The sequence below is a fragment of the Klebsiella sp. 1SOBk10mer genome (assembly GCF_046602535.1).
Classification (GTDB): Bacteria; Pseudomonadota; Gammaproteobacteria; order Enterobacterales; family Enterobacteriaceae; genus Klebsiella; species Klebsiella quasipneumoniae.
In genome coordinates this window covers 335,284-360,999 of the sequence record NZ_JBKIUP010000003.1, presented here as the reverse complement: position 1 = coordinate 360,999, position 25,716 = coordinate 335,284, and the positions used below count along the sequence as shown (strand labels likewise).

Sequence of the window (25,716 nt, the reverse complement as noted above, 5' to 3'; positions counted from 1 at the left end):
GAGGGCCATGCAATGAGCACTGTCACCGTAAGCGACACCCCCTTTGTCGGCAGCGATCGTCTGCTGGTAGGGATTGTGCTGAGCGTTTTAACCTTCTGGCTGTTTGCCCAGTCGGTGATTAACGTCGTGCCGGCGATGAAAAGCAGTCTTGATATTTCCCTTGAGACCCTAACCCTGGCCGTCAGCCTCAGCGCGCTGTTCAGCGGCTGTTTCGTGGTGGCCAGCGGCGGTCTGGCGGACAAGTTTGGCCGCATGCGGATGACCACCCTCGGACTGGGGCTGAGCATCATCGGCAGCGCCATGCTGGTACTGGCCCAGGGGCCGGGGCTGTTCCTCGCCGGCCGGGTGCTGCAGGGACTGTCGGCGGCGTGCATTATGCCGGCGACGCTGGCGCTGATTAAGACCTGGTACCAGGGACGCGCGCGTCAGCGGGCGGTCAGCTTCTGGGTCATCGGCTCGTGGGGCGGCAGCGGCCTGTGCTCTTTCGTTGGCGGAGCTATCGCCACCGGCCTGGGCTGGCGCTGGATCTTCGTCTTCTCCATTGCCGTCGCTCTGCTGGCGCTGTTTTTGCTGCGCGGCACGCCGGAGAGCCGCAGCGCCAGCGCCAGCCAGCATAAGCTGGACGTTGGCGGCCTGCTGAGCCTGATCGTCGGGTTGGTGCTGGTGAACCTGTTTATCAGCAAAGGCCACGGCTGGGGTTGGGCCAGTCCGCTGTCGTTGAGCATGCTGGCGGGGGCGCTGATCGCTGGCGCGGTGTTTATTCGCAGCGGGCTGCGCAAAGGCGAGGCGGCGCTGATCGATTTTGCGCTGTTTCGCAACCGGGCCTACGGTGCGGCGGTGCTGTCGAACTTTCTGCTCAACGGGGCGATTGGCACCATGATGATCGCCAGCATCTGGCTACAGCAAGGGCACCACCTGACGCCGCTGGAGAGCGGAATGATGACCCTCGGCTATCTGGTCACCGTCCTGGCGATGATCCGGGTCGGCGAGAAGCTGCTGCAGCGCTATGGCGCCCGGCTGCCGATGATGGCCGGCCCGGTGCTGACCGCCATCGCCATCGGCCTGATATCCTGCACCTTCCTCGATAAGGCGCTGTATATCGGCGTGGTATTCGCCAGCAACGTGCTGTTCGGCCTCGGCCTGGGCTGCTACGCCACGCCGTCAACGGATACGGCGGTGGCCAACGCGCCGGAGAACAAAATTGGCGTCGCCTCGGGGATCTACAAGATGGGCAGCTCGCTGGGCGGGGCGATGGGCATTGCCGTGACAGCGTCACTTTTCGCGCTGTTTTTGCCGCTGGGCATGGCCCATGCCGCCCAGTATGCCCTGTGGTTCAACGCCGCCTTATGCCTGGGGGCGATGGCGGTTAGCGCGCTGCTGCTGCCGCGTACCTCTCACAGCTGATGCTTTTTCAGCAGCGCGCGGAGCTGGTGATAGGTTAACCCCAGCAGCTCCGCCGCCTGCTTCTGATGATACTTCGCCTGCTGCAGACTCCGCTGCAGCAGGCGTTTTTCCTGCTGTAGCTGAAAATCGCGTAGATCCAGCGGCAGGGCGGGCAGTTCGTCCCCGGACGCGGCCTCCGGCACGGAGGCGGCGGTCTGACGGAAAGGGTTGAGGATAATGGCGTCCAGCTCGTGCTCGCTGTCGCCATGGCGATAGACCGAGCGCTCGACGACGTTCTTCAGTTCACGAATATTCCCCGGCCAGTGGTAGCCGAGCAGCGTTGTGGTGGCACGTTCGCTGAAGCCGGGAAACAGCGGCAGACCGAGCTCGCGGCACATCTGAATGGCAAACTGGTTGGCGAGCAGCATGATATCGCTCTGCCGTTCGCGCAGCGGCGGGAGCTGCACCACGTCGAATGCCAGACGGTCGAGCAGGTCGGCGCGAAAGTGGCCTTCCTCCACCATGCGCGGCAGGTCAGCGTTGGTGGCGCACACCAACCGGACGTTGACCTGCAGCGGCTGGCTGCCGCCCACGCGCTCCAGCTCGCCATATTCAATCACTCTCAACAGCTTCTCCTGCACCAGCATCGGGGCCGTCGCCAGCTCATCGAGAAACAGCGTCCCGCCATCGGCGCGCTCGAAGCGCCCGGGATGGCGCTTGCTGGCGCCGGTGAAGGCCCCGGCTTCGTGGCCGAACAGTTCCGAATCGAGCAGATTGTCGTTCAGCGCCGCGCAGTTCAGCGAGATAAACGGCCCCTGCCAGCGGGAGGAGAGGTAGTGCAGACGGTTGGCGATAAGCTCTTTCCCGGTACCGCGCTCGCCGATGACCAGCACCGGCTTATCCAGCGGAGCCAGTCGGGAAACCTGTTCCAGCACCTCGAGAAAGCTGTTGGCCTCGCCCAGCAGATTATCCTTGTACTGCGCCATGATGAATTTCGCCATTAAATAGTGGGATTAACCAGGTGAATGTAGCAATGCCCTGCGCAATTCGCAACCACTCTGTTTAAAATCAATAAGATAAAAAGTTGGCACGCCATTTGTATTAGCTAACCCACAGGTGAATGCCTGCAACCAGAACTATGAGGACTGAAATTATGGGTATTTTTTCTCGTTTTGCCGACATCGTGAACGCCAACATCAACTCCCTGCTGGAGAAAGCTGAGGACCCGCAAAAGCTGGTGCGTCTGATGATCCAGGAGATGGAAGACACGCTGGTTGAGGTACGTTCCACGTCGGCCCGCGCGCTGGCCGAAAAGAAACAGCTGACCCGTCGTATTGAGCAGGCGGTCGCCCAGCAGGCGGAATGGCAGGAAAAGGCCGAGCTGGCCCTGCGCAAAGAGAAAGAGGATCTGGCCCGGGCGGCGCTGATCGAAAAACAGAAGCTGACCGACCTTATTGCTCAGTTGGACCACGAAGTGCAGCTGGTGGATGAAACGCTGGCGCGGATGAAGAAAGAGATTGGCGAGCTGGAGAACAAACTCAGCGAAACCCGCGCTCGTCAGCAGGCGCTGGCGCTGCGTCATCAGGCGGCGAGTTCGTCGCGCGATGTGCGTCGCCAGCTGGACAGCGGTAAACTGGATGAGGCGATGGCGCGCTTTGAATCCTTTGAGCGTCGCATCGATCAGATGGAAGCGGAAGCGGAGAGCCACCGCTTTGGCAAGCAGCAGACGCTGGATCAGCAGTTTGCCGAACTGAAAGCGGACGATGAAATCAGCGAGCAGCTGGCGGCGTTGAAAGCCAAAATGAATCAGTCCAACCAGTAAGTACGATTGCGCGGCGCGGCGTTGCGCCGCGGCTCACCCCCTGTAAGGAGTACACATGAGCATGCTTTTTCTCGCCATTCCGCTGACGCTGTTTGTGCTGTTTGTTCTGCCGGTCTGGCTATGGCTGCACTACAACAATCGCGGCGCCAACGGCAGTCTGACGCAAAATGAGCAGCAACGGCTGCTGCAGTTGACCGATGACGCGAAGCGGATGCGCGAGCGCATTCAGGCGCTGGAAGCGATCCTGGATGCCGAACATCCGAACTGGAGAGACAAATAATGGCTGGACTGGATCTGAATAAAAAACTGTGGCGTATTCCGCAGCGCGGGATGGTCAAGGGCGTCTGCGCGGGCATTGCTCAGCATCTTGACGTCCCGGTGAAGCTGGTGCGCCTGATTACCGTGCTGGCGATGATTTTTGGCCTCTTTTTCTTCGTCCTGGTGGCCTACATCATTCTGACCTTCGCCCTGGACCCGATGCCGGACAGTGAGCTGTACGGCCATAAAGCGCCGAGCAATGGCGATCTGTTGGCCGCCGTGGATGCCGAACTGGCCTCCGGCGAACAGCGTCTGCGTGAGATGGAACGGTACGTCACCTCCGACACCTTCACGCTGCGCAGCCGCTTTCGTCAGCTGTAAACCCTGTTGTTAACGAGTGAGGCAACGCATGAATAGCAAATGGCAACGCGCCGGGCAGCAGGTGAAGCCCGGTCTGAAAATCGTCGGTAAGCTGGCGCTGCTGACCGCGCTGCGTTATGGCCCGGCGGGCGTTGCCGGCTGGGCGGTCAAATCGGTCGCGCGGCGGCCGCTGAAAATGCTGCTGGCGGTGGCGCTGGAGCCGCTGCTCAGCCGGCTGGCCAACCGCGTCACGCGCGGGATGAAATAACGCCGCCGTGGGGAAGGCGCAAAAGGATTAACGTTGTCCTGCTTATTCCCGGCGGATAGCTTATGATGACGAGACACACCTTCAGGGCATAACGGACTGGCGATGAAGCGACTGAAAACTGAATTGAATGCGCTGGTCAACCGCGGGGTTGACCGGCATTTACGCCTGGCGGTGACCGGCCTGAGCCGCAGCGGCAAAACGGCGTTTATCACCGCGCTGGTCAACCAACTGCTAAATATTCACACCGGCGCCCGCCTGCCGCTGCTGAGCGCCGCGCGCGAAGAGCGACTGCTTGGGGTCAAGCGCGTGCCGCAGCGGGACTTCGGCATTCCGCGATTCACCTACGATGAAGGGCTGGCCCAGCTGTACGGCCAGCCGCCCATGTGGCCAACCCCGACGCGCGGCGTGAGCGAGATCCGTCTCGCGCTGCGCTACCGTTCCAATGACTCCCTGCTGCGCCACTTTAAAGACACCTCCACGCTGTATCTGGAGATTGTCGACTATCCGGGGGAGTGGCTGCTCGATTTACCGATGCTGGCGCAGGATTATCTGAGCTGGTCGCGGCAGATGACCGGACTCCTGCAGGGACAGCGTGCAGAGTGGTCGGCCCGCTGGCGGCAGCTCTGCGCCGGGCTGGATCCGCTGGCTCCTGCCGACGAGGCCCGTCTGGCCTACATCGCCGCCGCCTGGACGGACTATCTGCACGCCTGTAAGCGTGAAGGGTTGCACTTTATCCAGCCCGGGCGCTTTGTCCTGCCCGGCGAAATGGCCGGCGCGCCGGCGCTACAGTTCTTCCCATGGCCAGACGTCGACGCCGTCGGCGAAGCCAAGCTGGCGCAAGCTGATAAACACAGCAACGCCGGCATGCTGCGCGAACGCTATAAGTACTACTGCGAAAAGGTAGTGAAGGGGTTCTACAAAGAGCACTTCCTGCGCTTCGACCGGCAGATTGTGCTGGTGGACTGCCTGCAGCCGCTCAACAGCGGGCCGCAGGCGTTTAACGATATGCGCCTGGCGCTGACCCAGCTGATGCAAAGTTTCCATTACGGGCAGCGCACCTTATTTCGCCGGCTGTTTTCGCCGGTCATCGACAAGCTGCTGTTCGCCGCCACCAAAGCCGACCACGTCACGGTGGATCAGCACAGCAATATGGTGTCGCTCCTGCAGCAGTTGATCCAGGATGCATGGCAGAATGCCGCCTTCGAGGGGATCAGTATGGATTGCCTGGGGCTGGCGTCCATTCAGGCGACCCAGAGCGGGCTGATTGAGCTGAACGGCGAGAAAATTCCCGCCCTGCGCGGCAATCGGCTGAGCGACGGCCAGCCGTTGACCATCTATCCCGGCGAGGTGCCGGCGCGCCTGCCGGGCCAGGCCTTCTGGCAGCAGCAGGGCTTTCAGTTTGAAAACTTTCGTCCGCAGGTCATGGATGTCGATCGGCCCTTGCCGCACATTCGCCTCGACGCGGCGCTGGAATTTTTGATTGGAGATAAACTGCGATGAGCGAACCGTTAAAACCGCGGATTGATTTTGATGGCCCGCTGCAGGCGGAAAAAACGCCGCCGCTGAAAAGCGCTCGCGCCTTCGACCGACTGGAAGCCGATAACTTCGCGCCGGCGCGTCTGGTGACCGGCGAAGAGGAAGAGGGGGCGGCAGAGGCGGTGGTGGAGTCAGTGCTGCGGCCGAAACGCAGTCTGTGGCGGCGGATGGTCAGCGCTGGCCTGGCGATCTTCGGCGTCAGCGTCGTGGCGCAAGGGGTGCAGTGGACCGCCAACGCCTGGCAGACCCAGGACTGGATTGCGCTGGGCGGCTGCGTCGCCGGGGCGCTGATCGTCGGCGCCGGCGTCGGATCGGTGGCCACCGAGTGGCGCCGCCTGTGGCGACTGCGCCAGCGCGCCCACGAACGCGATGAAGCCCGCGATATGCTGCACAGTCACGCGGTCGGTAAAGGGAAAGCCTTTTGTGAGAAGCTGGCGCAGCAGGCCGGGCTGGATCAGTCGCATCCGGCGCTGCAGCGCTGGTATGCCGCCATCCACGAAACGCAAAGCGACCGGGAAGTGGTCAGCCTCTATGCCCAACTGGTGCAGCCGGTGCTTGATGCTCAGGCGCGGCGGGAAATCAGCCGTTCGGCGGCGGAGTCGACGCTGATGATCGCCGTCAGCCCGCTGGCGCTGGTGGATATGGCGTTTATCGCCTGGCGCAATCTGCGGTTGATCAACCGGATTGCCACCCTGTACGGCATTGAGCTCGGGTATTACAGCCGCCTGCGCCTGTTTCGCCTGGTGCTGCTGAATATCGCTTTCGCCGGCGCCAGCGAACTGGTGCGTGAGGTGGGCATGGACTGGATGTCGCAGGATCTGGCGGCCCGGTTGTCGGCGCGCGCCGCGCAGGGCATCGGCGCCGGCCTGCTCACCGCCCGCCTCGGGATCAAGGCAATGGAGCTGTGCCGCCCGCTGCCGTGGCTCGCCGATGATAAACCGCGGCTCGGCGATTTTCGTCGTGAGCTGATTGGCCAGCTGAAAGAAACCCTGCAGAAAAGCAAAACCAGTCCGGAGAAGTAACCTCCGCTCAGAGACATTGCCGGGCGGCGGCTTCGCCTTGCCCGGCCTGCGAGGTCGAGTCCAGGCTTGCGCACCTGCCGCGCCGCGGGCAATGTCCGGTCATACGCATTCCGCCGCCAGCCACTCGCTGAAGGCGCGAAAGCGCGGGCGCGAGCGGTTCTCCTGCGGACAAATCAGATCATAGCCAAAGGGCGAGGGCGCTTCATTTTCAGACAAAGCCACCAGCCTGCCGGCGTCGAGCAGCGGCTGGATCAGCGTTTTACGCCCCATCACCACGCCGAGTCCATTGAGCGCCATCTCGATGGCCAGCGAGTGGTTATTCACCGCGTAATACCGGCCGTCAAAAGGTAACGCCTGTCCGCTGTGCTGGCACCACAGGCGCCATTCCGCAAATTGATCCTGTACGTCGGTGGATTCGCACGCATGGATCCAGACGAGCGCCGCCGGGTCGCCGCCGCTCAGCGGACGATACTGCTGGCGATAACGCGGGGAGCAGACCGGGAGCAAACTTTCCGCCATCAGCCGCTGTTGATAAAGATCGGGGTAGCGCGTGGCGCCGTAGTAAATTGCCAGATCCACCCGCTCCTCGTTAAAATCCATCACCCCGGCGCGGACGCGAAACTGTAGATTTAGTCCCGGCCACTGGGCCTGGAAGCGGGGCAGACGCGGCATCAGCCAAAGATGGGCCAGGGTCGGCGCAATACCAATATGCAGCGTGCCGCGCAGATCCTGTTCGCGAATATCCTCAATTTCATCGTTAATCGCCCGCAGCGAATGGCTCAACGTCGTCAGCAGGCGTTTGCCTTCCTCCGTCAGCGCCAGTTTACGCGTCATGCGAATAAACAGGCGAAATCCGATATGCATCTCCAGCTTGCGGATCCGATGGCTGACCGCCCCCTGGGTCAGGTTCATTTCATGCGCGGCGAGGGTAAAACTCAAATGGCGGGCGGTCACCTCAAAGGTCTGCAGCAGCGCAAGGATGCTTTGTTGTTCAAGCACAGGTTGTCTCCCTTATGCATTAATTTGCTTCTTGCATAGGCCGATTTAATTCGTTTGTTACGCCAGTTTGGCCGGTTTTAAATAGTTATATCGTAACTAAACCGAGGTATACCATGTCAGGACTCAAAATTGTGGTGATTGGCGGCGGCTCCAGCTACACCCCGGAACTGATTGAAGGTTTGCTTAACCGCTATCACGAGATGCCGGTCGCTTCGCTATGGTTGGTGGACATTGAAGAGGGCAGAGAGAAAGTCGAGATCATCGCCGGACTGGCGCGGCGAATGATCGCCAAAGCCGGGCTGACCATCGAGGTGGTGGCTACCCTGGATCGGGAAAGCGCCCTGCGCGATGCCGATTTCGTCTGCTCGCAGTTTCGCGCCGGCTGCCTTGACGCCCGCATCAGCGATGAACGTATTTCCCTCAAGTATGGCCTGATCGGCCAGGAGACCAACGGCCTTGGGGGCTTCGCCAATGCCTGCCGTACCATTCCCATCGCCCTGGCGATTGCTGCCGATATGGAACGACTCTGCCCTGACGCCTGGCTGCTGAACTTTACCAACCCGTCGGGGATGGTGACCGAAGCGATCCTGCGCCACAGTCGCATCAAAGCCGTCGGCCTGTGTAATGTGCCGGTGATTATGCAAAAAGGGGTGACCACCCTGCTGCAATGCGCTGACGAAAAGGAGGTAGTGATGCAGGTCGCCGGCCTGAACCACTTTATCTTCGTGCGCCAGATCCTGCACAAAGGAAAAGAGTGGCTGCCGGAGGTCATCGCCGAGATCAATGCCGGTCGGGATCCGCTGGTGCCGCGCAACATTCCGCCGTTCCGTTGGCCGTCGCATCTCCTGCAGGGCTTAGGCATGATCCCCTGCGCCTATCTGCGTTATTACTACATGAAGGACGATCTGCTGCGTCAGGAGCTGGCGGAGGCGGGCGGCGAAGGGACCCGTGGCGAAGTGGTTAAGCAACTGGAAAAAACCTTGTTTGAACAGTACAGCGACCCGCACCTCGCGGTTAAACCGAAGGCGCTGGAGGGCCGTGGCGGTCAGTACTATTCCGAGGCGGCCTGCGAGCTGATGAATGCCATCTACAACGACAAGCGCATTATCATGCACGTCAACACGCGCAACAACGGCGCCATCAATGGCCTGCCGGATGACTGTGCGGTGGAGGTCAGCTCGCTGATCACCGCTTCCGGTCCGCTGCCCCTCAACGTGGCGCCGTTCCCTGACGATACCCTGCGTTTGCTGCAGCTGATGAAATCTTTCGAACAGCTGACCATCGAGGCCGCCATCACCGGCAACCGCCATACGGCGTGGCGCGCGCTGGTGCTGAATCCGCTGATTGTCAGCGGCGAGAAGCTCGAACAAGCGTTGGATGACGTGATCGCCCATAACCGCCAGTGGCTGCCTGCCTTCCATGCTTAACCCCCAATTAACCGGCCGGATGGCCGGTTAATTGACCACTGACCGCCTGACTTTACGGCGCAACGCCCATTTTTCCGCCATGCTGTCAATAATTGTTGACAGTTAGCTTCCCGAAAGTCCATTCCTGGCCTATTATTCTCCGGTCATTGGCACTTTTAGGGTGAACACTCCCATGCGTCTTGAAGTCTTTTGTGAAGACCGCCTCGGTCTGACTCGTGAATTGCTCGATTTGCTGGTGCTGCGCGGCATTGATCTGCGTGGTATCGATATTGACCCTATTGGCCGTATCTACCTCAATTTTGCCGAACTGGAGTTCGCCACCTTCAGCAGCCTGATGGCGGAGATCCGCCGTATCGCCGGCGTGACAGACGTGCGCACCGTGCCGTGGATGCCATCTGAGCGTGAACATCTTGCGCTCAGCGCGCTGCTGGTGGCGATGCCGGAGCCGGTGCTGTCGCTGGATACCAAAGGCAGGGTCGAACTGGCCAACCCCGCCAGCTGCCTGCTGTTTGGCCAAAGCCAGGCGAAGTTGCGCAACCATCCGGTGGCCCAGCTGATCGCCGATTTCAACGTCCAGCGCTGGCTGGAAAGTAGCCCGCAGGAGACGCATGCGGAGCATGTGGTGGTGAACGGGCAGAATTACCTGCTGGAAGTGACCCCGGTCTATCTGGAAGGGGAGCATAACGAGCGAGTGCTGACCGGCGCCGTGGCGATGCTGCGCTCAACCGTGCGCATGGGACGGCAGCTGCAGACCATGACCAGCCAGGACACCAGCGCCTTCAGTCAGATCCTCGCGGTGGGGCCGAAAATGCGCCACGTGGTGGAGCAAGCGCGCAAGCTGGCGATGCTCAGCGCGCCGCTGTTGATTGTCGGCGATACGGGCACCGGCAAAGATCTGCTGGCGCATGCCTGCCATCTGGCCAGCCCGCGGGCGGGCAAACCCTACCTGGCGCTTAACTGTGGCTCCATTCCCGAGGACGCGGTCGAGAGCGAACTGTTCGGCGACGCCCTGCAGGGCAAAAAAGGCTTCTTCGAGCAGGCCAACGGCGGTTCGGTGTTGCTGGATGAAATTGGCGAGATGTCGCCGCGAATGCAGACCAAGCTGCTGCGCTTTCTCAACGACGGCACCTTCCGCCGCGTCGGCGAGGATCATGAAGTACACGTCGATGTGCGGGTGATCTGCGCGACGCAGAAAAACCTGGTCGAGCTGGTGCAGAAAGGGCTGTTCCGCGAAGATCTCTACTATCGCCTCAACGTCCTGACCCTGTATCTGCCGCCGCTGCGCGACTGCCCGCAGGACATTATGCCGCTGACGGAGCTGTTTGTTGCCCGCTTTGCTGATGAGCAGGGGATCCCGCGGCCGAAGCTCTCCGCCGACCTGAGTACGGTGCTTACCCGATACAGCTGGCCCGGCAACGTTCGTCAGCTGAAGAATGCTGTCTATCGTGCGCTAACCCAGCTGGAAGGATTCGAACTGCGTCCGCAGGACATTCTGCTGCCGGACCACGACGTCGCCTCGCTGCCGGTGGGCGAGGAGGCCATGGAAGGGTCGCTGGACGACATTACCCGCCGTTTTGAGCGCTCGGTGCTAACCCAGCTCTATCGCAGCTACCCCAGCACCCGTAAGCTGGCGAAGCGGCTGGGGGTGTCGCATACCGCCATCGCTAATAAGCTGCGTGAATATGGCCTGAGTCAGAAAAAGGGCGACGAATAATCCCGCCAGGCCGGCGACCTATGTCGCCGGCATTCGGCCTGCAAAGCGGGCCAAACCTGTATATACTGGTTTTTTAATTCTTTTTCCGGGGTGGTGCATCTTGGCGTCGCGTCGCGCGATCGGGCAGTGGCTGATATTGCTGCTGCTCTCCGTTCTCTTTTCCTCGCTGCTGTTACGCCTTCATTTGCCGGCAGCGCTGCTGCTGGGGCCGCTGATCGCCGGTCTCATTTTGAGCCTGCGCGGGGTGAAGCTGAGCATCCCTCGCCCCTGTTATCTGGCGGCGCAGGCCATTGTTGGCTGCATGATCGCCAGGGCGATTAATCCCTCTGTTTTTGGCGTACTGTTCGCTAACTGGGCGCTGGTGCTGGCGATCCTGTTGACCACCCTGGCGATCAGCGGCCTCACCGGCTGGCTGTTGGTTCGCTATAGCGCGCTGCCGGGCGCCACCGGCGCCTGGGGAAGCTCTCCCGGCGGGGCGTCGGCAATGGTAGTGATGGCCCAGGAGTACGGGGCAGATGTGCGGCTGGTGGCGCTGATGCAGTATCTACGGGTGCTGTTTGTCGTCGGCGCGGCGGCGCTGGTGGTGCGCTATGCCCTGGGCAGCGAGGCGCAGGCAATGAGCCAGGCCATCGTCTGGTTTGCGCCGTTGACCCTCAATTTTCCTATCACGCTGTTGCTGACGGCGGCGGCCTGTTGGCTGGGCGTCCGGCTGCGTATCCCTTCCGGAGCCATGCTGCTGCCGATGCTGTTCGGCGCGCTGGTCCAGGGCGGCGGCTGGGTGATGCTGGAGCTGCCGGAGTGGTTGCTGGCGATGGCCTACGCGGTGCTGGGCTGGACGGTGGGCCTGCAGTTTAACAAAGCGGTTTTTCTACTGGCTCTGAAGACGCTGCCGCAGATTATCGCCTCCATCCTCGGGCTGATCCTGATGTGCGCCCTGATGGCCCTTGCCCTGACTCATATTTTGCCGATGGACTTTATGACCGCCTATCTGGCCACCAGCCCCGGCGGGCTGGACACCGTGGCGATTATCGCCGCTGGTACCCGGGCGGATATGTCGTTCATCATGGCGCTGCAGACGCTGCGGCTGTTTACCATTTTGCTGACCGGTCCGGCGATGGCGCGGACGATTTCCCGCTATGCGCCGCGGCAATAAAAAGCCCCCGCAGAGCGGGGGCTGAGCAAAGCGGATGTCCGCAGGCGCGCTGCGCCAGGGCAGTCTGTTATCAGGCTTTCAGGGCGGCCAGCGCGGCGTCGTAGTCTGGCTCTTCGGTGATTTCGTTCACCAGCTGGCTGTAGACGACCTGATCGTTTTCATCGATAACGACCACGGCGCGAGCGGCCAGGCCAGCCAGCGGACCGGCAGAGATAGCGACGCCGTAGTCAGCGAGGAACGATGCGCCGCGCAGCGTGGAAAGGGTCACCACGTTGCTCAGGCCTTCGGCGCCGCAGAAGCGAGACTGGGCGAACGGCAGGTCAGCGGAAATGCACAGCACCACGGTGTTGTCCAGTTCAGCGGCCAGCTGGTTGAATTTACGCACTGATGCGGCGCACACGCCGGTATCAATGCTCGGGAAAATATTCAGTACTTTACGTTTGCCGGCGTACTGGCTCAGCGCGACGTCAGAGAGATCTTTGGCGACCAGCGTAAACGGCTGCGCTTTAGCGCCTGCCTGCGGAATGGTGCCCTGAACAGAAACGGGGTTGCCCTGGAAATGCACGGTTTGTGACATGGTTATCTTCCTGTTTACATATAGTTAACGTCGCGAGTAGTGTATGACATCCGCCAGCTACACGGCAAACCCTATTTAACATTGACCAGAGAGGACAAGGGAATGCGTAACGTGCGAGTGTATGAGGAAGCCTGGCCGCTCCACACCCCCTTTGTGATCGCCCGCGGCAGCCGCAGCGAAGCAAAAGTGGTGGTGGTGGAACTGGAAGAGGACGGTGTGAAAGGCGTGGGCGAATGCACGCCTTATCCACGCTATGGCGAAAGCATCGCGTCGGTCATGGCCCAGGTGATGGCTATCGGCGAGCAGCTGGAGGCGGGACTTACCCGCGAACAGCTGCAGCGGCTGCTGCCCGCAGGCGCCGCGCGCAATGCCATTGACTGCGCCCTGTGGGATCTGCAGGCGCGGCGCGAAGGCAAAACCTTGCCCCAACTGCTGGGAGTGACGTTGCCCGAGCGGGTGATCACCGCCCAGACGGTGGTCATTGGCACGGCGGATCAGATGGCGGCCAGCGCCGCGGCGCTGTGGCAGAAGGGTGCTCAACTGTTGAAGGTGAAGCTCGACGACCGGCTTATCAGCGAGCGGTTAATCGCTATTCGCCAGGCGGCGCCGCAGGCCACGTTGATTGTCGATGCCAATGAATCCTGGCACAGCGAGGGGCTGGCGGCGCGCTGCCAGCTGCTGGCGGACCTCGGCGTGGCGATGCTTGAGCAGCCGCTCCCCGCCGACGCCGATGCGGCGCTGGAAAACTTCGTTCATCCGTTACCGATTTGCGCCGACGAGAGCTGCCATACCCGGGAGAGCCTGCCGAGGCTGCGCGGGCGCTATGAGATGATCAATATCAAACTGGACAAAACCGGCGGCCTGACCGAAGCGCTGGCCCTGGCCGGGGAGGCGGAACGGCAGGGCTTTGAACGGATGCTGGGCTGTATGCTCTGCACCTCGCGCGGGATCGCCGCCGCGCTCCCCCTGGCGCCGCTGGCGCGCTTCGCCGACCTCGACGGCCCGACATGGCTGGCGGTGGACGTTGAGCCGGCGCTGCGGTTCAGCACCGGCGTGCTTCATCTTTAAGTTTAAGCCTGCCAGCGCAGCAGGTCGGTCATCGCCGGCAGGTAACGCTCCGTTGCCTCGTCGGCGGAGACCGGCGGAAACTCGGCGGTGATGCAGGGGAGCCCGATATCGGCGCACCAGCTGCCAAAGGAACCTGGGGTGTCGTAGCCCACGCTGCCCACCAGCGGCAGTGAGAAGGCGTCCGCCAGCCAGTGTCCCAGCGGGCTGTGTCCCGGGTCTTCGATGCAGGCCAGCGGATCGTGAAAGGAGACCACCCACGCCGGATGGATCTGATGGATCAACTGACACAGGGCCTGGGTCTCCCGCTCCGAACCAGGCTGCTCGCCGGTCAACAGCACCACGTCTCGTTCCGCCGCCGCGCTGTTCCAGCGGTACACCGTTTCCCCTTGTCTCCAGTTAGCGGCCGGAAAGTTACGGTTGAGGTCCACGCCGCGGGCGTTAGCGCGTAGCCCGAGCTGACAGCCGTCAGGATTGACCGTCAGGACCACGTGGTGGCGGCGCAGCTCCGCCTTCAGGGTGCGCAGGGCGCAGGAGAGGGTCACAATCGACGAATTCTCATCGCCGTGGGTGCCGGCAATAATCAGGCCGCTGCGGCTGTCGGCCATCGGCGCAGGAAACCACAGCAGCGGCGCGCCCAGTTCCGAGCTGCCGTACTGCCGGGTTCCCGGCGGAAAGTCGCCGCGCTGCGGGCGAGGACGTGAAATAGACATAGGGCTTCCTGTGTGTCGTTATTATTCAGTGTTGGCGAAAAGCGTGTTGGAATCAAACCCATTCCCGGAGGCGTGAAATCCGACGGCACATCAATTTTCTATCATATGTCGTTTGCAATTTCAGGTGATGAAACAAATAATTATCGCTCTGTTGGCGGTGTTTTTTCTCATTTTAAAGGGGATCTTATGAAGTATCCTGTCGCTTTGACATGCGGCGCGCTGTGGTTAGCCAGCGTATCTTCTCTGGCCTGGGCGGCGGACGTACCGCCGGGCACGGTACTGGCGGAAAAACAGCAGTTGGTGCGCCATATCAAAGATGAACCCGCCTCGTTAGATCCCGCCAAAGCGGTGGGCCTGCCGGAAATCCAGGTGATCCGCGATCTGTTTGAAGGTTTAGTCAATCAGGATGCGAAAGGCAACCTGGTGCCGGGGGTGGCGACCCGCTGGCAGAGCAATGATAACCGCGTCTGGACCTTTACCCTGCGCGATAACGCCCGCTGGTCCGACGGTACGCCGGTCACCGCCGAGGATTTCGTCTATAGCTGGCGGCGTCTGGTGGATCCGAAAACCACTTCGCCGTTCGCCTGGTTCGCGGCGCTGGCGGGGATCGCCAACGCGCAGAACATCATCGACGGCAAAGCCGCGCCGGAAACCCTGGGGGTCACCGCCGTCGACGCCCACACCCTGCGGGTGCAGCTGGATAAGCCGCTGCCATGGTTCAGCAACCTGACCGCCAGCTTTGCCTTCTATCCGGTGCAAAAAGCCAATGTCGACAGCGGCGCGAACTGGACGCGGCCCGGCAGCCTGGTGGGCAACGGCGCCTATGTTCTGAAAGATCGCGTCGTGAATGAAAAGCTGGTGCTGGTGCCGAACACCCACTACTGGGATAACGCCAAAACGGTGATCCAGCAGGTCACCTTTGTGCCGATCAACCAGGAGTCCGCCGCCACCAAACGCTATCTGGCCGGCGATATCGATATCACCGAATCTTTCCCGAAAAATATGTACCAGAAGCTGCTGAAGGATATTCCGGGGCAGGTGTATACCCCGCCGCAGCTGGGCACCTACTATTACGCCTTTAATACCCAAAAAGGGCCGACGGCGGACGAGCGGGTGCGACTGGCGCTGAGTATGACCATCGATCGCCGGGTGATGGCGGAGAAGGTGCTGGGGACCGGGGAAAAACCGGCCTGGCGCTTTACCCCGGACGTAACGGCGGGCTTCACGCCGCAGCCGTCGCAGTTTGAGAGCATGAGTCAGGCCGAGCTTAACGCTCAGGCGAAAGCCCTGTTGGCTGCCGCCGGCTATGGCCCGAATCGCCCGCTGAAGCTGACGCTGCTGTATAACACCTCTGAGAACCACCAGAAGATTGCCATCGCGGTGGCGTCGATGTGGAAGAAGAACCTCGGCGTGGAAGTGAAGCTGCAGAATCAGGAGTGGAAAACCTATATCGACAGCCGCAACACCGGCAATTTCGATGTGATCCGCGCCTCGTGGGTAGGGGATTACAACGAGCCGTCCACCTTCCTGTCGCTGCTGACTTCCACCCACAGCGGAAATATCTCCCGCTTTAACGATCCGGCATACGATAAAATCCTCGCGCAGGCGGCGGTGGAAAATTCAGCCAAAGCGCGTAACGACGATTACAACGCGGCGGAGAAGATCATTATGACCAAAGCGCCAATTGCGCCGATCTACCAGTACACCAACGGTCGGCTGATTAAGCCGTGGCTGAAAGGCTACCCGATCACCAACCCGGAAGATGTGGCCTACAGCCGTACCATGTATATCGTTAAACACTGATGCGTACTGGCCTCCTGCTCAGGGCAGGTAGCCATTGCTGAACCCAGAGCTGGCGCGGATTGCGGCGCCAGTTATTTATTAATAAGTAAATCAGCCAATTGAGAATTTGGTGCTTTAAGCTTTGCCAGATCTTAAAAATTAATATCGTCTTCATATAATTAAAAACCAGAACTAAATAATTTTTCATGTTCGAAATATATAAAAAGGCTGTCCTTTTCATATTATATATTCAGTAACTGGTCGCACCGAAGATCGACTTAAGTGAAAATACCAGTTTTCTGTAAGCCTGAAGGCGACCTCTACTACATTCGCAATGTATCAATGACCGCTCTCAGCGCGGGCGACACATTTCGGTGCGGGTAATAGAGAAATGAACCTTCCAGACGCTGGCTATAGCGCTGGAGCACCCGGATAAGCGTACCGCGTTGCAGATCATCTGTGACCAGCTCCTCCGGGACATAAGCCAGTCCCAGCCCCAGCCGCGCCGCTTTGGCCTCCATATAGCTGTCGGCGAAAGCCCACTGTCCCTGAGGCGGGTGGGTAATTTTTTTGCCTTCCACGTTAAGTTCCCAGGCGTACAGGCTGCCGTCGCCGAACTGATAGGCGATGCAGGGATGACCGGTTAAATCGGCAGGGGTTTGCGGAAAGCCGTAGCGACGAAAATGCTCCGGGGTTCCGACAACCGCCATCTCCATATCGGGCGAAATACGTACCGCAATCATGCCACTCCCCACTTCCGGGCCCAGACGCACGCCCGCATCGAAACGCTCCGCAATAATATCGACGAACCGGCTTTCGGTGATCAGTTCCAGGCGGATATCGGGATAGCGTTGTTTAAATATCGCCAGCTTAGGCAGCAGAACTTTATCAATAGCGTGCTGGCTGGCATTGATGCGAACCGTACCGGACGGTGTTTGCCGATAATGGGCCAGCGTGGCGAGTCCCATATCTAAGGCGTCGAAACCGGATTCGACATTGTGATAGAGCTGCTCACCCGCCTGAGTGAGCGACAACCGGCGGGTGGTGCGCACCAGAAGCTGAACGCCCAGCCGCTCTTCGAGTTCGCGAACCGCACGGCTGATCCCGGACTGCGCCAGACCCAGTCGTTGCGCTGCGGCGGTAAAACTGCCTTCCCGCACCACCTGCATAAACAGGTAGAGGTCATTATAGTTTTCCCGTTTCGCCATCTTCCGCCTCGTAACAATCGCGCTATTTAGAACTAAATGGTATTAATCTTAGCATTTTTTAGCCTCTAATAAGCACTTTTATTGCTAGCTACAATAAGCGCATGACAACAAAGCCCAGCAGCGTTGTCCTCTGGAGACTGGTTTTCACACGTTTATTTAGGGGGATTTAATGACGGTTTTCAGCAAAAAAATGACAGCCACGATACCCGCCATGCTGCTTTGCGCCTTATTAAGTGGAGCCACAACGATGAGTTATGCTGATACAACTAACCCGAACGCACCTGTTTCATTGATTGAACAATGGGATAAAACATTCCCGGAGAGCGCAAAAGTGGATCACCGTAAGGTGACCTTTCAGAACCGCTACGGGATTACCTTAGTTGGAGATCTCTACCTGCCGAAGGATCGCGGTGAACGCAAACTGGCAGCTATTGCTGTGAGCGGTCCCTTCGGCGCGGTAAAAGAGCAGTCCAGCGGCCTGTATGCCCAGACGCTGGCCGAACAGGGGTTTGTCACCCTGGCGTTTGACCCATCCTATACGGGCGAAAGCGGTGGCTACCCACGCAACGTGGCCTCACCGGATATCAATACCGAGGATTTCAGTGCCGCGGTGGACTTTCTGGGCCTGCAAAAAGAGGTGGATCGCAACCGTATCGGTTTGCTCGGCATTTGCGGCTGGGGTGGTATGGCCCTAAACGACGCGGCGATGGATACACGCGTCAAAGCGGTGGCGACCAGCGTCATGTATGACATGAGCCGCGCGATGGGTCATGGGGTAGGCGATGGCAAAGACCGCTACACGACAGCCGACCGCCGAGCGGTACTGCAGTACTTGAACGCGCAGCGCTGGAAGGATGCGGCAAACGGCACTTTCGCCCCAGGTGGGCATGACATATATGTTGATGATAAAGGCAACGTCAGCGCTGCCGCTCGTATTTTGCCGGAAACCTTGCCCGCCAACCCCAACCCGGTGCTGAAAGAGTTCTTCGATTATTACCGTATGCCGCGAGGTTTCCATGCGCGTTCGGTTAATTCAACCGGGGCATGGAATGCGACGATGCCGCTGTCGTTTATGAATATGCCGCTGCTGAGTTACGCCAGCGAAGTGACTATTCCGACGCTTATTGTGACCGGCGAACAAGCCCATTCACGCTATTTTGCCGAAGATGCTTTCAAGGCGATCGGCAGCAAAGAGAAAGCGCTGGTGATTGTCCCTGGGGCAAACCATGTCGACCTCTATGACAACGCCGCGGGCAAAATTCCCTTTGCTACGTTCGCGCAGTTTTTCGAAACCAACCTGTAATCGCTCTCCTGTGCCGGAGACATCCCCAAAGCCGCCTGCTGGCGGCTTTGTTTTGTCGGAGATAAATAATGTCTGGATTACATAACACCCGCGCATACTGGAGCGGCGTCCTGGCGATGACGCTCTGCGTATTTGTGCTCATTGCCTCAGAGTTTATGCCGGTCAGTCTGTTGACACCCATCGCGGGTGATTTACACATTACCGAGGGATTAGCAGGCCAGGGGATCGCGCTTTCCGGCGCGCTGGCGGTACTGACCAGCCTGACGATTTCCCGTCTTACCGGGTCGCTGGACCGTAAATGGCTGCTGCTGGGGCTCACGGCGCTGATGGCGGCCTCAGGATTGATGATTGCCCAGGCGTCCAGTTTTCCGGTTTATATGCTGGGCAGGGCGCTCATCGGGATCGTCATTGGCGGATTCTGGTCATTGTCGGCAGCAACGGCCATTCGGCTGGTGCCGCAACGCCAGGTTCCCCGCGCGCTGGCCATTTTTAACGGTGGTAACGCATTGGCCACGGTCGTCGCGGCCCCGCTGGGCAGCTACCTGGGGGCCACCGTCGGCTGGCGCGGCGCCTTTTTATGTCTCGTCCCGCTGGCGATGGTAGCCTTCATCTGGCAATGCGTTAGCCTGCCATCGATGAAAAGTCAGCGCGCACCAGAGCGGCAGGGAACCGTGCTGCGTCTGTTCCGTCGCTCGACGGTATCCCTTGGATTGTTGGCCTGCGGGCTGTTCTTTATGGGGCAGTTTACCTTATTTACCTATGTGCGACCGTTTCTGGAGATAGTGACTCGAGTCAAGCCTTCTGGCCTCTCCCTGATATTACTGGCGATTGGCGCCGCCGGTTTTGTCGGCACGCTGCTTATTACGACCGTTCTGAACGCCCGGTTTTATCCGACACTGGTGGCTATCCCTTTGTTAATGGCCGCGATTGCCGGAACGCTTCTGCTGGCCGGGCACCACACAGGTTCAGTCGCCGTACTGTTAAGCCTGTGGGGCCTGCTGGCGACGGCAGCGCCCACCGGCTGGTGGACATGGATTGCGCGGACACTGCCCGAGGATGCGGAGGCGGGCGGTGGTCTGATGGTCGCCGTGATCCAACTATCGATTGCCCTCGGGTCAACGGCAGGAGGCCTGGTGTTTGATAGTCTGGGATGGCGCAGCACTTTTGCTCTGAGCGGTCTGTTACTTTTGGGCGCGGCAGGGGGGAGCTTCCTGCTTTCTGTCAAACACAGGAGATATCAGCGCACTGCGATTAATGAGCTGGATGCATAAGTCAAATCACAAATGACGGGGTAATCGCGGCGATGTTTCTGGTCTATCATGAAATTTTTAACAAACTGAGACTGCACCGTGGAATATTGTGTATTAAGTAACAACCGTAAAATGCCGATGCTGGGTTTTGGCGTTTTTAAGGTGACCGATAAAGCAGAGTGTAAGCGGGCGGTGCTGAACGCTATTCGTACCGGCTATCGCCTTATCGATACCGCTGCCGTCTACGATAATGAAGATGCGGTGGGGGAGGCCGTTCGCGAAGCCATCGCCGAAGGTCTGTGTACCCGCGAGGCGCTATTTATCACCTCCAAACTGTGGGTTCAGGACATGGCCAACGCCCGGATGGCGAAAGCCGGTATCGCCGCGTCCTTAAAAAAATCCGGGCTGGAATACTTCGATCTTTATCTGTTGCATCAGGCGATGGGCGATTATTTCAGCGCCTGGCGCGCGCTGGAGGAGGCTTATGAGGCCGGTATCCTGAAAGCGATTGGCGTGTCCAATTTCTACGCCCATGTGTTAGCGAACTTCTGCGAAACCGTCAGAATTAAGCCGATGGTGAACCAGGTCGAACTGCATCCTTATTTCGCCCAGCCCGCGGCGCTGGAAACCATGAAGCACTATCACGTTCAGCCGGAAGCCTGGGCGCCGTTAGGCGGCGGCAGACATAACCCGTATGAAGAGGCAACGCTGCAGGAGATTGCCGATGCCCATCATAAAACCATTGCGCAGGTTATCCTGCGCTGGAACGTGCAGCGTGGCGTCACGGTCATTCCAAAATCCACCCGCCAGGAGCGTATTGAAGAGAACTTTGCCATCTGGGATTTCTCGCTCACCGCGCGCGAAATGGCGCAAATCAGCGCTCTGGATTTAGGCTATGTCGGCGAAGCGGTAAAGCACTTTAACCCTGAATTCGTTCGCGGTTGTCTGGGGGTGAAAATCCACGACTGATCGCGGCTCAGCGGGAAGCCTCCTTCATTTCGCTGCCTGAGCCGGGGCGACGGGTTCGCTATGCTGGTTAGCCCCCATGCGTTTGCCGCGACGGTTGTCGATGCGGTAGACGATCGTCACGGGCTGCTGGCCGGCGGGGGTGACGGTCAGCTCCCTGACCATCTGGCCGGCGTCGGGCGGCAGGGTCCGCGTGGTTTCCCCCTGAGTCAGTATCCGACCATTTTGCCTGACCTGCCAGGTCAGGCGACAATCCTCGCAGGCTGTCCAGGTATCGTTAATCGCCCGCAGGCGCATCGTCGCCGGGCTACCCTGACGCCAGCTGGCGGTCACCGGCTCGATGGACGGCAGGATCGGCTGATAGGCGCGCTGCAGGGCATAGTAACCCGCCTTTGGCTGGCGCAGATAATCCACCACCCCCCAGTTGATGGAGGGCCATGTCTCGACAAACATAAACTGGAACAGGGCGGTCACCGGCTGATAACGCTGGCGACGATAGCTCTCCGCCGCCAGGGCTACCAGCCTGGCCTGATACGCCTGGGTGTTTTCAATCATCTCCTGAATATTGTTGCCTCGCGGAATCCCGGCGAATTTAAAGGTCTGGAAAGGCTGAAAATTATGGTACTTCCATCGCACCCAGCCGGGATCGTCGGCGGCGGTGGTTTTCGGCCACAGCAGACGGGCCGGGATAATGGTCTTCAGGGTGGAGAGGCGGGGCAGCGCCTGGGCGCCAAACTCGGTAATAATCCCGGTTTTCGCCGGGGCGAGCAGGTCGCGCAGAGTGCCGAAATACCACCCTGCCCAGTAGTGCTCTTCGACAGCGGAAAAGCGATGCACGATGCGGGAGGTGTCTTCCGCCAGCGCATCGCCCACCCGCTGCGTCAGGGTCTGGTTTAAGGTTTTACGCCAGTCGGGGAAGCGTTTCTCCATCCACGGCGAGTTCCACGGTGGCTCGTTGTGACCGCCCCAGACAATAATCGCCGGCGAATTGCCGAACTGGTCCATCATCGCCCGGGTCTGGCGCACGGCGTTATCGGCGAAGGCGGCGCTATCATCATAACCCCACTGCAGCGGGACATCCTGCCAAATCATGAGTCCCATCTCATCGGCCACCTCATACAGCGCGCGGCCCGCCACGTGGCCATGAACGCGGATGGCGTTGGCGTTCATCGCCGTGACCAGTCTGAAATCCCGGAGATACTTTTTCCGCGTCATGGTGCTCAGCCACGGCGAGCCAATATAGTTGCTGCCCTTGATGAACAGCCGTCTGTCATTGATGCGCCAGCCCTGATTATCCGCCAGCGCTTCCACCTTACGTAATCCGGTGCGGGTGACGGCGGTATCCATGATCCCCCGCTTATCCACGAGGGTGGCGCGCACGCGGTACAGGTTCGGTTTACCTGTGCCCACCGGCCACCAGAGCTTTGCCGAGGGCATGGGCAGCGAGACGCGCAGAGTGCCTGCGGTATTCTCCAGGGTGACCGCAAAGGCCTGCTGAAAAGGCGGGCCAGAAAAATTGTCCGGGGTGGCCGTCAGGCGCAGCGTGACGGGGCCGGGCGTCACGGCCCGATAGCGGATTTCGGCACGCAGCATGGGCTTCTCCAGCCCCTGTCGCCAGTCCGGGCGCAGGATCACCTCGTCGATAGTGACGCCGCGGCTCAGATGGAGCTTCACCGGCGCCCAGATCCCCCCGGAGTTGGCATCCTGCCCCTGAACCGACCAGGCGCCGCCCGGACGGGTATCGTGCTGATTGAGGATCCCTTTCATCAGCGTCTTGTGCAGCGGCCAGATCTTTTGCGGGTCTTCATAGGGGCTGTCGACCCGCACGGCGAGCTGATTATGGCGGCGAACGGCCCCGGTGATGTCCACCGGGAAGCGCTGAAAATAGCCTTCGTGCCGGGTCAGCGTCTTGCCGTTGAGCGCCACCTCGGCAAAGTAATCGACGCCGTCAAACACCAGCGTAGCCATGGCGTCCGGCGTCAGGCCATGCAGGGTAAATTGATGGCGATACCACAGGGCGCCCTGATGATCGTATCCGGCGCTGTACCAGTTTGCCGGTACCCGCAGCGTGCGCCAGTCGCCGTCCGAAGCCTGCGCGCCGGCGAAGGCGCTGTCGTTGGCGTCATGCACCCGCCATTGTCCGGCCAGTGACCAGGTCACCGGCGCAGAACCGGCGTGCGCCAGCGGCAGGCAAATGACCAGCAGCAGAAGACGTCTAGCGATCATGGGGAACCTCCTGCGTTCTGCGGCGCAGCCACAGGTGGCAGCCCGCGATCGCCTCGGTCAGCGCGTCGCGCAGGTCGCCCGGCACGCTTTGGTCTGGCGAGGCCGCCTGGCTCTCCAGCCGCTGGAGCACACTGGCAAGGCGTTGAAAACCAAGGGTGGCCGCCTCGCCGCGCAGTTTGTGGGCGGCGCGGCGCCATGTCTCCCGGTCATTGGCGTCAATGGCGTGGTTGAGGGCGGCGGCCGCAGCATTAAGTCCTGCAGCGAAGAGTCCCAGCAACTCCTCGACAAGCTCAGGATCGTCGGCGCACTGTTTCAGAAGGCGGGCTTCGTCCGGCAGGCCTTCCTCTTCCTCCGGCGCGCTATCTTCCGCCGCGCCGACGCGGGCGATGGCTTCCCGTAGCGCCTCCTGGCTCACCGGCTTAGCGATATAGCCGTCAAAACCCATCGCCAGACAGCGTTCTCTATCGCCCTGCATAGCGTGGGCGGTCATGGCAATCGCGGGCTGATGTTGCCTGCCCAGCGCCTGGGTCTCTTCCCGCAGCAGGCGGATGGCGGTTTCACCGTCCATCTCCGGCATTTGCAGATCGATCAGCAGAAGATCCCAGCAGGCTGCGCGCCAGCGCTCCAGCGCTTCCCGACCGTTGTTCACTACCTCGCAGCGGTGACCCAACTGCTCCAGCAGCCGTCTGGCGACCTTCTGGTTTACCAGGTTGTCCTCGGCGAGCAGGATATTTAGCCCGGTCTGGTCCCTGACCGGTTGCGCAACGGGGGCAGGCGTTGTCGTCACCACCGGCGTGGGCACCAGTATGCCGGCGATAACCTGATGCAGTTCGCGCTGCGCCACCGGTTTATGCAGATAGTGGGCAATGCCGATGCGCTTAAGCATATTGGCGTCAAAATGACGGCTCATGGAGCTGAGCATAATAATCTGGCTTTGCCGGGCTTCAGGCAAAGCGGAGAGCTCCAGCGCCAGGGATACGCCGTCCATATCCGGCATCTGCGCGTCCAGCAGGATCAGCGGCCATGGCGGGCCTTCGGCGGCCCGGCGTAGCGCCTCGCCAGCGTTGTTCACGCAGGTTGGCATCAGTCCCATCTGGCGAAGCATGGCGTCAAGCAGGCGCAGGTTGGTGCTGTTGTCGTCAACCACCAGCACCCGCTGGTGGTTGAAGCGGCTCAGCGGGGCGCTACCGGAGGCTGCGGCGTTCAGGCCTTCCAGCGGCAGGGTGAAGGCAAATTCGCTGCCTGCCCCAGGCTGGCTCTCCACCGTCAGCTCACCGCCCATCAGGCTGACCAGGCGGGCCGAAATGGTTAACCCCAGTCCGGTGCCGCCGTAGCGACGGGTGGTGGAGCTATCGGCCTGGCTGAAGGCCTCGAAGATCGCCTTTTGCTTCTCCGGGGCAATGCCGATGCCGGTATCGCGAATGCGAAAGCGCCAGCGGTTGTCGTCCTCGGCCGGCGCTATCGCCAGCAGGACCTCCCCCTGATGAGTGAACTTCAGGGCATTACCCAGCAGGTTGGTCAGGATTTGCCGCAGCCGGGGGCCATCGACGATCAGCACCTCAGGCACCGCAGGGGAGATATCCACCAGCAGCTCAATGCCCTTTTCGCTGGCGGCAGGCATATGCGGGCGGATCAGCGACTGAACAAAAGGGCGGATCTCCAGCGGCTCTACGTCCACCTGCATCTTGCCCGACTCAATGCGTGAAAAATCAAGAATGTCATTGATAATGTGCAGCAGCGACTGGGCTGAGCTCATCACCAGCGAAAGGTACTCTCGCTGCTCCGCGGTCAGCGGCGTGTCGAGGCAGAGCTGCGTCATGCCGAGAATGCCGTTCATCGGGGTGCGGATTTCGTGGCTCATATTGGCGAGGAAAGCGCTTTTCGCTTCGTTCGCCTCGCGGGCCTCCTTCGCCGCCTCAATGGCCAGCAGCTCTGCGGCTTTACGCCGGGTAATATCCTGCAAGGTGCCGATCACCCGCTCTGCCTGCTGCTGCATGTTGAGGGTGACGATCTGCCCCGAGAGCAGCATCCAGCGCCAGCCCTGCGTCGGGTGCTGGACGCGAAGCTCACATTCAAAAACCGGCATGTGCTCGTTTTGCGAGGCGATCATCGCCTGCTGCAGAGTGGCGCGATCGTCCTCGTGGACCAGGTTGAGCATAAAGCGCAGCGGAAAGCGCCACTGCGCCCGCGACTGGCCGACCATCGCCAGCAGGGTGTCATTCACCTGCAGGCTGTCGCCGGAGACCTGCCAGTCCCAGATGCCGATCTGGATCGACTCCGCGGTGAATAAAAAGTCATCATGCAGTTGATGACGCGAACGCCGGGCCTCGTCAAGCTCGGTGATGTCGGTATGCAGGCTGACAATCCCGCCATCCGCCAGCCGCTGATGCTGAACGTAAATCCGGCGGTTGCCCGACTGGCGGACCTCGCAGTGGTTCGTCTGGCGGCAGTTGCGGATAATCGCCTCGCGCAGCGTCTGTTGCCGGCCTGGGTCGATGTTATATCCGGCATCGATAAACTTCTCCGCCAGGCTCTCAAGAGAGGCGCCGACGGCGAGCCAGGGCGCGATCGTTGGATAAAACAGCGCCACCTTATCATTCCAGGCCTGCAGTCGTTCGCGCTCATCGTAGATCATCACCGCCGAGGGCAGGAGGTTAAGGTCGTTATGGTTAGCGGCATGCATG

Annotated in this window: 22 protein-coding genes and 1 pseudogene; 16 read left to right on the top strand and 7 right to left on the bottom strand. The window is 60.5% G+C overall.

The window, feature by feature from the left end; translation table 11 throughout:
* Positions 1 to 12 precede the first annotated feature (12 nt).
* A complete protein-coding gene (locus ACLH1I_RS11670) occupies positions 13 to 1,404 on the top strand; it encodes an MFS transporter (RefSeq protein ID WP_064177923.1) in 1,392 nt (463 codons plus the stop codon).
* On the opposite strand, the gene pspF is transcribed toward ACLH1I_RS11670, so the two are convergent.
* Positions 1,395 to 2,384 carry a phage shock protein operon transcriptional activator gene (gene pspF / locus ACLH1I_RS11665; protein ID WP_074404056.1) on the bottom strand — a complete coding sequence of 330 codons (990 nt, stop codon included), beginning with the start codon at positions 2,382 to 2,384 and terminating at the stop codon, positions 1,395 to 1,397. The genes ACLH1I_RS11670 and pspF overlap by 10 nt on opposite strands.
* A gap of 152 nt (positions 2,385 to 2,536) precedes the next feature.
* Here pspF and pspA point away from each other — a divergent pair, with 152 nt between their 5' ends.
* The 6 genes from pspA to ACLH1I_RS11635 all read left to right on the top strand — a co-directional run bounded on the left by pspA (position 2,537) and on the right by ACLH1I_RS11635 (position 6,649).
* Positions 2,537 to 3,205, top strand: a complete 669-nt coding sequence (gene pspA, locus ACLH1I_RS11660) for a phage shock protein PspA (RefSeq protein WP_004203910.1) — start codon at positions 2,537 to 2,539, stop codon at positions 3,203 to 3,205.
* Positions 3,206 to 3,260: 55 nt separating this feature from the next.
* The gene (pspB, locus tag ACLH1I_RS11655; protein ID WP_002901911.1) at positions 3,261 to 3,485 is read left to right on the top strand and encodes an envelope stress response membrane protein PspB; all 225 of its coding nucleotides are present in this window, start codon (positions 3,261 to 3,263) and stop codon (positions 3,483 to 3,485) included.
* Complete coding sequence (pspC, locus tag ACLH1I_RS11650; protein WP_004203911.1) at positions 3,485 to 3,844, top strand: envelope stress response membrane protein PspC; 360 nt, start codon at positions 3,485 to 3,487, stop codon at positions 3,842 to 3,844. Before pspB ends, pspC begins: the two co-directional genes overlap by 1 nt.
* 28 nt (positions 3,845 to 3,872) lie before the next feature.
* Positions 3,873 to 4,091, top strand: a complete 219-nt coding sequence (gene pspD, locus ACLH1I_RS11645; protein WP_002901915.1) for a phage shock protein PspD — start codon at positions 3,873 to 3,875, stop codon at positions 4,089 to 4,091.
* Between the two features lie 102 nt (positions 4,092 to 4,193).
* The gene (locus ACLH1I_RS11640) at positions 4,194 to 5,591 is read left to right on the top strand and encodes a YcjX family protein (RefSeq protein ID WP_048323921.1); all 1,398 of its coding nucleotides are present in this window, start codon (positions 4,194 to 4,196) and stop codon (positions 5,589 to 5,591) included.
* Positions 5,588 to 6,649 carry a YcjF family protein gene (locus ACLH1I_RS11635; protein WP_017900790.1) on the top strand — a complete coding sequence of 354 codons (1,062 nt, stop codon included), beginning with the start codon at positions 5,588 to 5,590 and terminating at the stop codon, positions 6,647 to 6,649. Before ACLH1I_RS11640 ends, ACLH1I_RS11635 begins: the two co-directional genes overlap by 4 nt.
* A 99-nt stretch (positions 6,650 to 6,748) precedes the next feature.
* Here the strand turns inward: ACLH1I_RS11635 and ACLH1I_RS11630 are convergent, their stop codons facing one another.
* A complete protein-coding gene (locus tag ACLH1I_RS11630; RefSeq protein WP_223171674.1) occupies positions 6,749 to 7,618 on the bottom strand; it encodes a LysR substrate-binding domain-containing protein in 870 nt (289 codons plus the stop codon).
* Positions 7,619 to 7,761: 143 nt separating this feature from the next.
* Here ACLH1I_RS11630 and ACLH1I_RS11625 point away from each other — a divergent pair, with 143 nt between their 5' ends.
* From ACLH1I_RS11625 to ACLH1I_RS11615, 3 genes are all read left to right on the top strand, one after another.
* The gene (locus tag ACLH1I_RS11625) at positions 7,762 to 9,075 is read left to right on the top strand and encodes a 6-phospho-beta-glucosidase (protein WP_017900788.1); all 1,314 of its coding nucleotides are present in this window, start codon (positions 7,762 to 7,764) and stop codon (positions 9,073 to 9,075) included.
* A 172-nt stretch (positions 9,076 to 9,247) separates the two neighbouring features.
* Positions 9,248 to 10,789 carry a transcriptional regulator TyrR gene (tyrR, locus tag ACLH1I_RS11620; protein ID WP_004203915.1) on the top strand — a complete coding sequence of 514 codons (1,542 nt, stop codon included), beginning with the start codon at positions 9,248 to 9,250 and terminating at the stop codon, positions 10,787 to 10,789.
* A 100-nt stretch (positions 10,790 to 10,889) separates the two neighbouring features.
* Positions 10,890 to 11,942 carry an AbrB family transcriptional regulator gene (locus tag ACLH1I_RS11615; protein ID WP_048323924.1) on the top strand — a complete coding sequence of 351 codons (1,053 nt, stop codon included), beginning with the start codon at positions 10,890 to 10,892 and terminating at the stop codon, positions 11,940 to 11,942.
* A 70-nt stretch (positions 11,943 to 12,012) separates the two neighbouring features.
* Here ACLH1I_RS11615 and tpx read toward each other — a convergent pair whose 3' ends face one another.
* Positions 12,013 to 12,519, bottom strand: coding sequence for a thiol peroxidase (tpx, locus tag ACLH1I_RS11610; RefSeq protein WP_004203917.1), 507 nt, complete (start codon positions 12,517 to 12,519; stop codon positions 12,013 to 12,015).
* Positions 12,520 to 12,621: 102 nt separating this feature from the next.
* Here tpx and ycjG point away from each other — a divergent pair, with 102 nt between their 5' ends.
* Positions 12,622 to 13,587 (top strand): L-Ala-D/L-Glu epimerase, encoded by a 966-nt coding sequence (ycjG, locus tag ACLH1I_RS11605; protein WP_043521190.1) that lies wholly within the window; start codon positions 12,622 to 12,624, stop codon positions 13,585 to 13,587.
* A gap of 2 nt (positions 13,588 to 13,589) precedes the next feature.
* Here ycjG and mpaA read toward each other — a convergent pair whose 3' ends face one another.
* Positions 13,590 to 14,297: a murein tripeptide amidase MpaA gene (gene mpaA / locus ACLH1I_RS11600; RefSeq protein ID WP_004203919.1), complete on the bottom strand. Its 708-nt coding sequence runs from the start codon at positions 14,295 to 14,297 to the stop codon at positions 13,590 to 13,592.
* Between the two features lie 72 nt (positions 14,298 to 14,369).
* Between mpaA and ACLH1I_RS11595 the strand changes: the two are divergent.
* Positions 14,370 to 14,483: pseudogene (locus ACLH1I_RS11595) on the top strand (hypothetical protein); the annotation flags it as partial.
* A complete protein-coding gene (locus tag ACLH1I_RS11590) occupies positions 14,484 to 16,100 on the top strand; it encodes an ABC transporter substrate-binding protein (RefSeq protein WP_148390370.1) in 1,617 nt (538 codons plus the stop codon).
* Positions 16,101 to 16,402: 302 nt separating this feature from the next.
* Here ACLH1I_RS11590 and ACLH1I_RS11585 read toward each other — a convergent pair whose 3' ends face one another.
* Positions 16,403 to 17,287, bottom strand: coding sequence for a LysR family transcriptional regulator (locus tag ACLH1I_RS11585; protein ID WP_004203922.1), 885 nt, complete (start codon positions 17,285 to 17,287; stop codon positions 16,403 to 16,405).
* 169 nt (positions 17,288 to 17,456) lie between these two features.
* Between ACLH1I_RS11585 and ACLH1I_RS11580 the strand changes: the two genes are divergently transcribed.
* The 3 genes from ACLH1I_RS11580 to ACLH1I_RS11570 all read left to right on the top strand — a co-directional run bounded on the left by ACLH1I_RS11580 (position 17,457) and on the right by ACLH1I_RS11570 (position 20,809).
* On the top strand, positions 17,457 to 18,590 hold the full coding sequence (locus ACLH1I_RS11580) for an alpha/beta hydrolase (protein WP_043521183.1): 1,134 nt from the start codon (positions 17,457 to 17,459) through the stop codon (positions 18,588 to 18,590).
* Between the two features lie 68 nt (positions 18,591 to 18,658).
* Complete coding sequence (locus ACLH1I_RS11575; RefSeq protein ID WP_043521181.1) at positions 18,659 to 19,861, top strand: MFS transporter; 1,203 nt, start codon at positions 18,659 to 18,661, stop codon at positions 19,859 to 19,861.
* A 78-nt stretch (positions 19,862 to 19,939) separates the two neighbouring features.
* Positions 19,940 to 20,809 carry an aldo/keto reductase gene (locus tag ACLH1I_RS11570; RefSeq protein ID WP_049116269.1) on the top strand — a complete coding sequence of 290 codons (870 nt, stop codon included), beginning with the start codon at positions 19,940 to 19,942 and terminating at the stop codon, positions 20,807 to 20,809.
* A gap of 24 nt (positions 20,810 to 20,833) precedes the next feature.
* Here ACLH1I_RS11570 and ACLH1I_RS11565 read toward each other — a convergent pair whose 3' ends face one another.
* Positions 20,834 to 23,032 (bottom strand): glycoside hydrolase family 2 protein, encoded by a 2,199-nt coding sequence (locus ACLH1I_RS11565; RefSeq protein ID WP_411302794.1) that lies wholly within the window; start codon positions 23,030 to 23,032, stop codon positions 20,834 to 20,836.
* On the bottom strand, positions 23,022 to 25,715 hold the full coding sequence (locus ACLH1I_RS11560; protein WP_151628548.1) for a response regulator: 2,694 nt from the start codon (positions 25,713 to 25,715) through the stop codon (positions 23,022 to 23,024). The genes ACLH1I_RS11565 and ACLH1I_RS11560 overlap by 11 nt, the downstream gene beginning before the upstream one ends.
* Position 25,716: the final 1 nt, after the last annotated feature.